We start from the raw sequence: 11,294 nt of genomic DNA, 5'->3' as shown, positions 1-11,294 counted from the left end.
GGGTTCTGTGCCCCGCCCACGCAATGGTTGGATTCGGGCTCGACTCAGCAGGGTGTCGCGGCGCCTTTGCGCGCGTACCACCACCAGGTCACCAGGATGCAGCTCAGGTAAAAGCCGACGAACATGTAGAAGGCCATCTCCGGGCCGCCGGTCTGGGCCATCGAAGTGCCGAAGGATTTGGGAATGAAGAACGCACCGAAGGCGCCCATGGCCGAACTGAAACCCAGGACGGCGGCCGATTCCTTGCCGGCATCCTTGAGCGCTTGTTCGCGCACGGCGGCGGGTTTTCCAGCAGCGGATTTTTCATGCAGGGTCCGGAAGATCACCGGGATCATCCGGAAGGTGGAGCCGTTGCCCACGCCGGTGGTGATGAACAGCAGCATGAACATGCCGAGAAAACCGTAGAAGTTGCCGCCCGATCCGTCCTGGGGCAGAAAGTGCAGCACACCGAAGACCATCACGATCATTAGCACGAAGTTCCACAGGGTCACTTTCGCGCCGCCGAGCTTGTCCGCCAGCCAGCCGCCCAGGGGACGAACCAATGCGCCGACCAGCGGGCCGAGGAACGCGAATTTCAAGGCAATGACGTCCGGAAAGGAGGTCTTGATCAGCAGCGGAAACGCCGCGGAGAAGCCGATGAACGAACCGAAGGTCGCCAGGTACAACCAGCACATCAACCAGTTGTGCTTGCGCTTGAAGATCACCGCCTGCTCGCTGAACGAGGCGCGGGCACTGGACAGGTCATTCATGCCAAACCAGGCCAACACCGTCACCAACACAATGAATGGCACCCAAATGAACCCGGCGTTCTGCAACCACAACTGAGCGCCGTCCTGCAGCACTTGCGGCTGGCCGCCCAGGAAACCGAACACGCCAAAAGTAATCACCAGCGGCACGCAGAACTGCATCACCGAAACGCCCAGGTTGCCGAGCCCGGCGTTGAGACCAAGGGCTGTGCCCTGCTGAGACTTGGGATAGAAGAAGCTGATGTTGGACATGCTCGATGCAAAGTTGCCGCCACCAAAACCGCAGAGCAAGGCGATCAACACGAACACGCTGTACGAGGTGCTCGGGTCTTGCACCGCCAAGCCCATCCAGATCGACGGCAACAGCAGTGACGCGGTGCTCACGGCGGTCCAGCGCCGGCCTCCGAAGATCGGCACCATGAACGAATAGAAGACGCGCAGGGTCGCCCCGGACAACCCAGGCAATGCCGCCAGCCAGAACAACTGGTCGGTGGTGAAGCTGAAGCCGATGGCGTTCAACCGTACGATCACCGTGCTCCAGACCATCCACACCGCAAAGGCCAACAGCAGTGCAGGAATGGAGATCCACAGGTTGCGGGTGGCGGTCTGTTTGCCGCTGCTTCCCCAGAACGCAGGGTCTTCGGGACGCCAGTCATGGATGACCGGGCCTTTGTCAGGCTTTTGCAGAACGGACATGTTCTTCTCCTTGGGCAATGCTGGAAAACGGGGACGACGTCGCTGGCGGCTGTTTGCCCAGCAGCGGGCGCTTGCGTATTTCGCTGAAGTACATCCAGGTGAGGGAGACCCAGACCACGCCGTACATCAACATGAAGCAGGAAGAGCGCACTCCGGTGAGGTCCACCAGGGCGCCGAACAGGATCGGCAACACAAAGCCGCCCAGGCCGCCCGCGAGGCCGACAATGCCCGACACCGCGCCCATGTTTTGCGGGTAGTCATTGGCGATGTATTTGAAGACCGAGGCCTTGCCGAATGCGAAGGCGATGCCCATGACAAACAGCAGCACGGTGAACAGCGTGGGAGTGAGGCCGATGTGGAAACTGACCGGGCCGTTGATCGACTGCACTTGCAACTGGGTCTGTGGGTACGAAAGCAGGAACAGGCAGATCCAGCTGACCCACAACACCCACCAGGTCACGCTTTGCGCGCCCCAGCGATCCGACATCCAGCCGCCGACGGCACGCAATACACCGCCGGGCAGGGAGAAACACGCGGCCAGCAACGCGGCGCTTTGCAGGCTGAAACCGTATTCGCGCACGTAGTATTGGGTCATCCATAATGCGAGGGCCACATAGCCGCCGAAGACGATCGAGTAGTACTGGCAGTAGCGCCACACCGCAGGGTCTTTCAGGGCGCTCAATTGCTCACGCAAACTGGCGCCGGTCGCACTGCGATGGTCTTTGTTTTCTGCACTGAGAAACCAGAACAGCAACGCCGTGACAAAGAGGATGGCGCTAAAGACTTTCGGTACCAGTTGCCAGCTACCCGCGGCGATCAGGGCCGGCGCGAGGAACTTGGTCACCGCAGCCCCCGCGTTGCCGGCGCCGAAGATGCCCATCGCAAAGCCCTGGTTCTCTTTGTCGAACCATTTGGCGACGTAGGCGATCCCCACCGAAAACGAGCCGCCGGCCAGGCCGACGAACAGGCCCAGCACCAGGAACTGCCAGTAAGCAGTGGCGTGGCTGATCAGGTACAAAGGTGCCACGCAGGTCAGCATCAGCACCAGGAACACGCTGCGCCCACCAAAGCGGTCGGTCAGCAGGCCCAGGGGCAGACGCGCCAGCGAGCCGGTCAGCACCGGGGTGGCGGCCAGCAGGCCAAATTGCGTTTCGTTGAGCTGGAGCAGTTCCTTGATCGGCACGCCGAGCACGGCGAACATCATCCAGACCATAAAACACACGGTGAAGGCCAGTGTGCTCATGCCAAGCACCAAGCCTTGTCGTACACGGGGTTGGGTCACAATGTTCTCCAGTCAGCTAGCCATGCCGGCAGACTAGAGACGCCAACCCTGCAAAAACTTGACCCATGTCAACGAAGCCCAAGGGGGCATAGGCCTATGCTTAGCCTGTCTACCTCTAAGGAGGTAGAGCATGGACACCTGGAAAGCCTTTATTTATCAGCTTCTTAAGGCTTTCCAGTCCCACCTTTACTGACAGGGAGCGGTCGGCAACTCTTTAGAGGTAGCGCACCCGGGACGGGATGCAAAACCGTGTTCCGGGACGCCGTATGCTCAGTTTTCGTGGCTTTGCCCAGGATCAGCGCTGATGATGCGCTGGTTGCGCAGCTCCCTGCCCGCTCGCGCCGGGCTGGCGGTGATCCTCATCGCCATCCTCGCCCTGGCCAGCTCGTTGAGCGCCGGGTTGATCGCCTGGTTCAGCCAAGGCGATGCCGCCGCCATCAATACCGCTGGCTCGGTGCGCATGGAGACTTACCACCTGAGCTGGAAACTGGCCGCTGACGCTCCCCGCGAAGAAATCGCTGCCATCACCGACAGCCTGCAAACCCGCCTCAATAGCCATTCCCTCAAAGCGGTCCTGGAAGATGGCCCGACCACCGATTTGCAAATCAGCTATGGGCAGATCCAGCAACGCTGGAAGGATGATTTGCACCCGGCACTTCAACGTGGCGATGCAAGCGCTTTTCAGCCCATGGCCCTGCCCTTCGTTGAACAACTGAACCAGTTCGTCAACCTGCTGCAGCGCCAGAGCGAGCAAAAGCAAGGCTGGCAACAGGTCATTCAAGGCCTGGCCTTGTTCACTACGCTGATCGTCTTGCTGCTGGGGCTCTACGAACTGCAGTATGGCGTCGTCTCGCCGCTGCAAGAGTTGGTGGCCGCCACCCAGCGCTTTCGTCGCGGCGAGTTCCAGGTGCGGGTCAACCATCAGTCCCATGACGAACTAGGCCAGTTGGCCACCAGTTTCAACGCCATGGCCGAGACGATCGAGGAGTCGCATCGCACGCTCGAAAGCCAGGTCCAGCAAAAAACCTTGAACCTGCAGCAAGCCAACGCGGCGCTGGAACTGCTCTATCAAAGCAGCCGAAGCCTGGCCACGCGCCTGGCCAATGCCGAGGGGCTGGACGAGTTGATCCGGCGCTTCCAGCAACGCCTGCCCGGCTTGCGCCTGTCGTTGTGCCTGCAAGGGCACTTGCAGGCACCGGCCCAGCAATTGCTCGCCCTGCACGGCGCCAACAGTCGGGATGTCTGCGCCAGCAGCGATTGCGCCACGTGCCAGAAACACCACAAAACCAGCCCGCAAACCTTCAGCATCAGCAACCAGGGCAGCGAACTGGGTGAGCTCAAGGCCCACTTTGTCGACGGCCACCCCGCGCAAGCCTGGGAAACCCAACTGATCCAGGCCCTCGCCAACCTGATTGGCACCTCGCTTTCGCTCAAACGCCAACGGGAACAGGACCATCGCCTGCTGCTACTTGAAGAGCGCACGATCATCGCCCGCGAATTGCACGATTCACTGGCGCAGGCCCTGTCCTACATGAAGCTGCAAGTCAGCCGCATGCAGACCCTGATGCGCCGCGGCGAACCGGTCGAAACCCTGGAAACCGTCACCGCTGAGTTACGCGAGGGCCTGAACAATGCCTACCGCCAGCTACGCGAACTGCTGACCACTTTTCGCCTGCAGATCAATGATGCAGGCCTGGTGCAGGAGCTCAAGGACACCGCCGAGGAGTTCTCCCGTCGAGGCGAGTTCAAGGTCCACCTGCACGTCGATGCGCTGGCCTTCCAGCTCTGCGCCAGCGAGCAAATCCACATCCTGCAGATCACCCGCGAGGCGCTGTCCAACTGTCTGCGCCATGCCCATGCGCAAAACGTCTGGCTGCAACTGCGCCAGGACGGCGAAACCGTCAGGCTCTCGGTCGAAGATGACGGGCGCGGCTTCAGCGGCACTGTCGACCAACGCGAACACCACGGCCTGAACATCATGGATGAACGTGCGCGCAGCCTGCGCGGCCAGTTGCAGATATTTTCCAGGACGCCGCAAGGGACCCGCGTCCAACTGGAGTTTCATCCCGAGTTTCTCGAACGGCAAACAGAAGGTAGCGTCGCATGACCCCGTCCCCCCACCATAGAATCCTGTTGGTAGACGATCATCCAATGATGCGTCGCGGCATTCGCCAGATGCTCGAACTCGAAGATGACTTCCTGATCGTCGGCGAGGCCAACCATGGCGAAGAAGCACTCACCCTGATCGAGCCACTGCAACCGGACCTGGTATTACTCGACAACAACATGCCGCAGATGAATGGCATTGAAACCCTGCGCCGATTACGGGCCATGCATTACACCGGCAAGGTACTGCTGTTTACCGTGTCGGATGCCGAAGACGACATTCGCGATGCGCTGCGCCTGGATGCCGACGGTTATCTGCTCAAGGACATGGAGCCCGAGCTGCTGATCCAGTACATCCGCGATGCCCTCGACGGCGCATTGGTCATCAGCCCTGGCCTGACGCAGGTCATGGCCCAGGCGTTGCGCTCACCGCCGCGTCAAGCGGTGGTAGAACTGACCGAGCGTGAACGCCAGGTGTTGAAAACCATCGCCAGCGGCTACAGCAACAAGGTTATCGGACACAAGCTGGGCATCACCGAAGGAACGGTCAAGGTCCACGTCAAGAACCTGCTGCACAAACTCGGCTTGCGTTCACGGGTCGAAGCGGCGGTGTGGGCGATGGAGCATCTGCGTATTGCGGGCTGAGGCATGCCTCCTTGGAGGTAGGCCGGCAGAGGCATAGGTCAACCCCCCTGCGCGCTCTACAATGAGCGTCAGCGGAGGTACGCCATGCTGACCCACCCTTCCATCGTCTTGACGCTGCGTCGTCATCATCTGTTCAGCCAATTGCCGGAGAACGTTTTCGAGCAAGTCTGCGGCCTGGCCATGCTCAAGCGCCTGCCGTGCAACGCCACGCTGATGCACCAGGGCGATCCGGCCAAGCGCTTTTTCCTGCTGGTCAGCGGCCAGATCAAACTCTACCGCCTCAACGGCGAAGGCCAGGAAAACCTGGTGGAAATCATTCAGCCCGGCCAGACCTTCGCCGAAGCCCTGCTCTTCAGCCAGGCCCGGCTTTACCCGGTCAGCGGCACCGCCCTCAAGGACAGCGTGTTGGTCAGTATCGAGGGCCATCATTACCGCAAGGCGCTGGAAGACCAGCCGAAAGTCTGCCTGGCTATCCTGGCGAGCATGAGCGTCCATCTGCACCTGCGCCTGCGGGACATCGACACCTTGACCATGGCGAGCGCGAGCCGTCGGGTGATCAGTTTTCTGCTCCAGGAACGCCACCCGGTTACCGGACAGATTGTCTTGCAGGTATCCAAACGCCTGGTGGCGTCGAAGCTGGGGATTCAACCGGAAACCTTTTCGCGGATTTTGCATCGCCTGGTCGAGTGCGGACTGATCCAGATGCAACGACGCAACATCAGCATCCTCGCCGAAAAGGAACTGGCTGCGTTCCAATAGGCACGATTGGCGACGATCAATGCGCAATACCCGCACACTGTGTGGCAGCAACGGTAACCACGATGCGCAGCGAGCCGCTCTTGATCTTGATCTTGATCTGCTTTTGATCTTAGGCGCCCCGTTAAACCACGCTGGCCGGAATTCGACAGGGATTTGGGGGGTAAACCGGCAGGGATGCCGGTTTAGCCGCCCCGCGCCATGGATGGCGCGTGGCGGCGGCCCCCCAAATCCCTGGCGGATTACGGGCACACCGAGCCTGGGCGAGGTGCCGAGTGGTGGGGCAAGAGCGTTTGGTTACTTTGCGCTTTTCAAAGTGACCCGCTGTAAAAGCGGAACCCTAAGTGGCCGTTACCGCAGCAATAGATATGTACTCGCTCTGATCCGACATGCTGGTCGGTTGTCAGGCCGCCATCGGGAGCAAGCCCCCTCCCACATTTGGACCGAGGCCGTCAGTCAGGTACTGGTCGGCTGTCAGGCCGCCATCGGGAGCAAGCCCCCTCCCACATTTGGACCGAGACCGTCAGTCAGGTACTGGTCGGCTGTGAGGCCGCCATCGGGGGCAAGCCCCCTCCCACATTTGGACCGAGACCGTCAGTCAGGTACTGGTCGGCTGTGAGGCCGCCATCGGGGGCAAGTCGAATCGTCGCACCGCCCCTCCCACATTTGGATCGCGGTGCATCAGTTAGATCGCTATAAGCTGCCAGGGAGCAGCGGCGTATACCTATGCTTCTAGTGCACCGCCAGGCCCTTGCCCGCCCGCTCAAGATTGCGCCACAACCAGATCGGCAAGACGTCGGGGTCCAGGCTGTCGATCAGGTTCTTCAGCGCCAACCCCAACTCGGTATCGCCCTGAATCACCAGACGCCGACGAAAAAACAGCGTGTCCGGATCCTCCTGGCGACTGGCCAGGAGCAGGAACTCTCGCCAATTGCCGCTGATGGTCACGTGAGCCTGGGCCTGACGGCCAATTTGCAAGCCCTCGCGGCCCAGGGTCAGGTACCAGGACAACCCCAGATCGGCAATTTGCAGGCACAGCCAACGCCCGCGCAGCACTTCGAATTCACCGTCGCGCAATGGCTCGGCGAGGCAGCGATTCAGCGCCTGCTGCAGCGCCAGGCGCTGCACCGCAAAGGGCACTCGGCGTACCAGCGGCAGTAAGCGATCAGCGCCTTTCAATAGCCACGCTTTGCGGTTCAACACAGGCCGACCTCCTCAACGCGCAGCATGCCGGCCTGGCCATGCCAGTAGCCATTGCAACCGTCGACGAACAGCGGCGGTGTCTGGCCCAGGCGCACACGTTGATACGCTTCGATCACCTCGTTCATGCCCTGGGCTCGTGGACTCAGGCGCAGCAGGTCGGCCCCGCAGGCCACCAACCCGGAATAATCGGCCAGCAGATTGGTCACCTGCGCCGACATCGTTTGAATGCCGTTAAGGGTGAACAACGGCTGGCCTTCCTGGCTGGCCAGCGCCAGGCCATCGGGGTAGTTGATGCAACAGAACTGGCAGTCGTCCTTCGGCCGGTTCTCCGCACGGGCGGTAAAGCAGCGGGCGGAATAGGCCAAGGGCAAATGCCCATAGGCGAAGATTTCCACTTCCGGCACGTCACGGCCGAGCTCGCGGACCTGCGCGATCACATCGCCGATCAACGCTGCCGAACATTCCACCGGCGGTACCCAACGGGTCATGCCGCAGTCGAGCAATTGCGCCAGCGCATGCCCGTTGTACAGGTTGAGCGCCGGGCCGCCCACGAACGGCAACTTGCGTTCAGCCAGAAACTGCACCGCGCCCATATCATTGGCTTCCACCAGCAGCTGACCGTTGTCGCAGAGCCGCCGCAGGCTGGAAAGTTCGGACGCGGCTTCGATCAGTGTCAGGCTGGAGATCACCAATTGCGCCTGGCTGCAGGCCTGCAATTCGCGCCCCAGCCCCAGCCATTGATCCAGTGAAAAAGCCCGACGTTTCGAACACACGGTTTCCCCCAGATAAATCACGTCCAGGGGCAAGGCCGACATCTCGGCGTAAAAGTTGCTGAGTTGCGCTTTGTCCCAATAAAACAGGACCGGTCCAAGGCTGAGCTTCATGTTCTGTCCCTCATTGCCACGATCGATGATAAGCACCCAGGGTGGTCTGGCTGCCTTCGGACAAACCAGCCAGCACCTGGCGCCATTGCGCCTTGACCTGGAAACTGCCCGGCGAGCCGCGATGGGCATCGAGTGCGGCCCGCCAGACGCGGGTGACTTGCTCGACATAGGCCGGGCTGCGTTGGCGACCTTCGATTTTTACCGCCTCGACGCCGATGACGCTCAGCTCAGGGAGCAAGTCGAGGGTGTCCAGGCTGGTGGGTTCTTCCAGCGCATGAAAGCGTTTGCCGTCGACCAGGAAGCGGCCCTTGCACAACGTTGGGTAACCCGCCGGTTCGTCAGGGGTATAACGATCAATCAGTACTTCGCTGAGCCGCGCACTCAAGCCTTGTGCGTCTTCGCTCCAGCGCACAGCCTTGGCCGGCGAACAGACACCGCACAGGTTCGGCGACTCGCCGGTGATGTACGAAGACAGGTGGCAACGCCCTTCGGCCATGATGCACAAGCTGCCAAAGCCAAACACTTCGAGCGGCACCGGGCTGGAGGCGGCGACCTGACGCACCTGCGCCAACGACAGCACCCGTGGCAGCACCGCACGCCGTATGCCGTAGCGCTGGGCGTAAAACTGCAGCGCCGCAGCGTGGGTGGCCGAGCCCTGGACCGACAGGTGCAACGCCAGTTGCGGGTGCCGCTGGCTGGCATAGTTGAGCACCCCGGGATCGGCGGCGATCAGCGCGTCCACGCCGAAATCGGCAGCCCGGTCGACTGCCCGCTGCCAGCGTTCCCAGCCCTTGGGTTGCGGGTAGGTATTGACCGCGACGTAGAGTTTGCGTTGATGCTGGCGGATGTGGGCGACCGCAGCGTCGAACTGCTTGTCATCCATATTCAGGCCGGCAAAATGCCGGGCGTTGGTGTCATCGCGAAAACCGACATAGACGGCATCCGCGCCTTCGCGCACCGCCGCTTTAAGCGCAGGCAGATTCCCTGCCGGACAAACCAGTTGCATGGGTAATCCTCATGAAAAACGCGTCTTGCCCCTCGCCCGGGATCGGTAGTGCAGCGATCAGAAAGGCGCTGCCAGTCTAGCCAGACCAGCCGCCATGGCCTTGACGACAATCAATTGCGATCAATGCATCAGGTCGGCGAAGGACAGGAACATCACGGTGTCGTGCTTGAGCACTTGCTGCTCGCACTCGATCACAGCCAACCCGTCGGCCCAGCACGCAGCCGTCAACATCGCCGAGCTTTGCTGAGGGTGCAGCACCACGCTCAATTGGCCGTCGGCACCAGGCGCCAGCCTGGCCCGCAGGTACTGACGGCGTTTGTTGCGTTGCAACCAGTCGAACCCGGCCGGCACGGCCAATGGCACAGGCGTCACGTCCGTAACGCCCTGCGCCCGGAGCAGGAACGGCCGCACGACCACCAACGCGGTAATCAGTGCCGCCGAGGGATTGCCCGGCATGCCGATCCAGGGTTTGCCGGCGACCTCACCAAAGGCCAGGGGTTTACCCGGCTGAATGGCCAGCCGCCAGAAATCCAGGCTACCCATCTCCTCGATCGCCTGTTTGAGATGGTCTTCCTCGCCGACCGAGACACCACCGGAACTGAGCAGCAAATCACACTCCGACGACGCCAGGCTCAAGGCATCGCGGCTGGCCGCCAATTCATCCGCCATGACGCCATAGTCGTGCACCTCGACGCCCCAGCCGCGCAGCAACGCAGACAGGCAATAGCGGTTGCTGTTGTAAATCTGCCCCCGCGCCAAGGCATCGCCCGGTTCGCGCAGCTCATTGCCGCTGCTGAGCAGACACACTTGCAACGGTCGATGAACCGCGACCCGCGCCACGCCTGCGCCAGCCAGCAAGCCCAATTCTTGTGCACGCAGGCGCTTGCCGGCCTTGAGCAACAGGTCGCCACGGCGAACCTCTTCACCCTCCTTGCGCACGTGATCGCCCGCACTGACGGATGGGAACCAGACGCGCTCGTCGTCGATCCGGCAGCGCTCTTGCGGCACCACTGTATCGGCGCCCGCAGGCAATGGCGCGCCGGTGAAAATCTGCACCGCCTGCTGCGCAAGCAACGGCGAGCCGGCTTGATCCCCGGCAGCAATTCGCCCACCAATGGGCAAGTAACCGCCCTGGGATGGCAGGTCGGCTGCCCGCAGCGCATAGCCGTCCATGGCGCTGTTGTCCCAGGCCGGCAGGTTCACCAGGGAATGAATGTCGGTTGCCAGCACTCGTCCCAAGGCTTGATCCAGGCCGATCATTTGCGCCAACGGAGGTGTCGGGGCCTGATCCAGCAAACGCTGGATGGCCTCGTCCACCGGCATCAGCTGGCCGAGGTCGCACACTCGACCGGTCATGTGCGCGTCTCGCAGGCTTCATTGCCTTGTTGCGGCTGCGGTTTCAAATGCGGGGCGAAATTGCAGGGGCCGGTGCGGCTGTCCAGCTGTCCCAGCAGGATCATGTTCCAGGCTGTGCGGCATGCACCTGGCGAACCCGGGACGCAACACACCAACACCCCATTGCTCATTCCAGCCAAGGCCCGCGACTGCAAGCTGGACATGCCGATTTCCGCCAGGGAGACCTGGCGGAACAGTTCGCCAAAGCCTTCGACCTGTTTGTCGAGCAATGGCAGCACCGCTTGCGGCGTGTTGTCGCGCACGGTGAAACCGGTGCCGCCGGTCATCAATACGACTTGCACCTGGGGGTCGGCGATCCACCGGGAAACAATGGCGCGAATCTGATAAATGTCGTCCTTGACCAGCGCCCGGTCGATCAGCACATGGCCGGCGGTCTGCAGCAAGCCAGCCAGGGTCTGCCCCGAAGTATCGGTGTCAAAGGTGCGTGTATCGCTGATGGTCAGCACGGCGATGTTCAGGGGAACAAAGGTGCGTTGCGCCAAATGGGCCATATAAAAGCCTTCCCGTAGATGAGGGTTTGGCCAAGCCTGAACCGGAATCGCCGCCCGGCCTAT

General features: G+C 61.6%; 10 protein-coding genes. 3 read left to right on the top strand and 7 right to left on the bottom strand.

Going from position 1 to position 11,294, the window contains the following annotated elements; genetic code table 11:
- Positions 1 to 44: 44 nt before the first annotated feature.
- Together QYQ93_RS11395 and QYQ93_RS11390 are read right to left on the bottom strand one after the other, a co-directional pair.
- A complete protein-coding gene (locus tag QYQ93_RS11395) occupies positions 45 to 1,442 on the bottom strand; it encodes a NarK family nitrate/nitrite MFS transporter (RefSeq protein ID WP_043051185.1) in 1,398 nt (465 codons plus the stop codon).
- A complete protein-coding gene (locus QYQ93_RS11390; protein WP_043051184.1) occupies positions 1,420 to 2,724 on the bottom strand; it encodes an MFS transporter in 1,305 nt (434 codons plus the stop codon). Before QYQ93_RS11390 ends, QYQ93_RS11395 begins: the two co-directional genes overlap by 23 nt.
- Before the next feature lie 304 nt (positions 2,725 to 3,028).
- Here QYQ93_RS11390 and QYQ93_RS11385 point away from each other — a divergent pair, with 304 nt between their 5' ends.
- From QYQ93_RS11385 to QYQ93_RS11375, 3 genes are all read left to right on the top strand, one after another.
- On the top strand, positions 3,029 to 4,831 hold the full coding sequence (locus QYQ93_RS11385) for a histidine kinase (RefSeq protein ID WP_338476949.1): 1,803 nt from the start codon (positions 3,029 to 3,031) through the stop codon (positions 4,829 to 4,831).
- A complete protein-coding gene (gene narL / locus QYQ93_RS11380; RefSeq protein ID WP_338476948.1) occupies positions 4,828 to 5,475 on the top strand; it encodes a two-component system response regulator NarL in 648 nt (215 codons plus the stop codon). Before QYQ93_RS11385 ends, narL begins: the two co-directional genes overlap by 4 nt.
- A gap of 84 nt (positions 5,476 to 5,559) precedes the next feature.
- Positions 5,560 to 6,234 (top strand): Crp/Fnr family transcriptional regulator, encoded by a 675-nt coding sequence (locus QYQ93_RS11375; protein WP_338476947.1) that lies wholly within the window; start codon positions 5,560 to 5,562, stop codon positions 6,232 to 6,234.
- 729 nt (positions 6,235 to 6,963) lie between these two features.
- On the opposite strand, the gene ubiT is transcribed toward QYQ93_RS11375, so the two are convergent.
- The 5 genes from ubiT to moaB form a co-directional block, all read right to left on the bottom strand.
- Positions 6,964 to 7,434 carry a ubiquinone anaerobic biosynthesis accessory factor UbiT gene (gene ubiT, locus QYQ93_RS11370; RefSeq protein WP_338476946.1) on the bottom strand — a complete coding sequence of 157 codons (471 nt, stop codon included), beginning with the start codon at positions 7,432 to 7,434 and terminating at the stop codon, positions 6,964 to 6,966.
- Positions 7,428 to 8,318 carry a U32 family peptidase gene (locus QYQ93_RS11365; protein WP_338476945.1) on the bottom strand — a complete coding sequence of 297 codons (891 nt, stop codon included), beginning with the start codon at positions 8,316 to 8,318 and terminating at the stop codon, positions 7,428 to 7,430. The genes ubiT and QYQ93_RS11365 overlap by 7 nt, the downstream gene beginning before the upstream one ends.
- Positions 8,319 to 8,328: 10 nt before the next feature.
- Entirely contained in the window at positions 8,329 to 9,324 is a 996-nt protein-coding gene (gene ubiU, locus QYQ93_RS11360; RefSeq protein ID WP_338476944.1) for a ubiquinone anaerobic biosynthesis protein UbiU, read from the bottom strand.
- Between the two features lie 120 nt (positions 9,325 to 9,444).
- Complete coding sequence (gene glp, locus QYQ93_RS11355) at positions 9,445 to 10,680, bottom strand: gephyrin-like molybdotransferase Glp (protein WP_338476943.1); 1,236 nt, start codon at positions 10,678 to 10,680, stop codon at positions 9,445 to 9,447.
- A complete protein-coding gene (gene moaB / locus QYQ93_RS11350) occupies positions 10,677 to 11,231 on the bottom strand; it encodes a molybdenum cofactor biosynthesis protein B (protein ID WP_043051399.1) in 555 nt (184 codons plus the stop codon). Before moaB ends, glp begins: the two co-directional genes overlap by 4 nt.
- Positions 11,232 to 11,294 lie beyond the last annotated feature (63 nt).

This window comes from Pseudomonas khavaziana (assembly GCF_036704165.1).
GTDB classification, from domain to species: domain Bacteria; phylum Pseudomonadota; class Gammaproteobacteria; order Pseudomonadales; family Pseudomonadaceae; genus Aquipseudomonas; species Aquipseudomonas khavaziana.
The sequence above is the reverse complement of the archived record's forward strand: the minus strand, read 5'-3'. Positions and strand labels throughout refer to the sequence as shown.

Excerpts from the sequence above, each read along its gene's own strand:
- glp (WP_338476943.1), bottom strand. The coding sequence starts at position 10,680 with ATGACCGGTCGAGTGTGCGACCTCGGCCAGCTGATGCCGGTGGACGAG.
- QYQ93_RS11385 (WP_338476949.1), top strand. The coding sequence starts at position 3,029 with ATGATGCGCTGGTTGCGCAGCTCCCTGCCCGCTCGCGCCGGGCTGGCG.
- narL (WP_338476948.1), top strand. The coding sequence starts at position 4,828 with ATGACCCCGTCCCCCCACCATAGAATCCTGTTGGTAGACGATCATCCA.
- QYQ93_RS11365 (WP_338476945.1), bottom strand. The coding sequence starts at position 8,318 with ATGAAGCTCAGCCTTGGACCGGTCCTGTTTTATTGGGACAAAGCGCAA.
- ubiU (WP_338476944.1), bottom strand. The coding sequence starts at position 9,324 with ATGCAACTGGTTTGTCCGGCAGGGAATCTGCCTGCGCTTAAAGCGGCG.
- QYQ93_RS11375 (WP_338476947.1), top strand. The coding sequence starts at position 5,560 with ATGCTGACCCACCCTTCCATCGTCTTGACGCTGCGTCGTCATCATCTG.
- moaB (WP_043051399.1), bottom strand. The coding sequence starts at position 11,231 with ATGGCCCATTTGGCGCAACGCACCTTTGTTCCCCTGAACATCGCCGTG.
- QYQ93_RS11395 (WP_043051185.1), bottom strand. The coding sequence starts at position 1,442 with ATGTCCGTTCTGCAAAAGCCTGACAAAGGCCCGGTCATCCATGACTGG.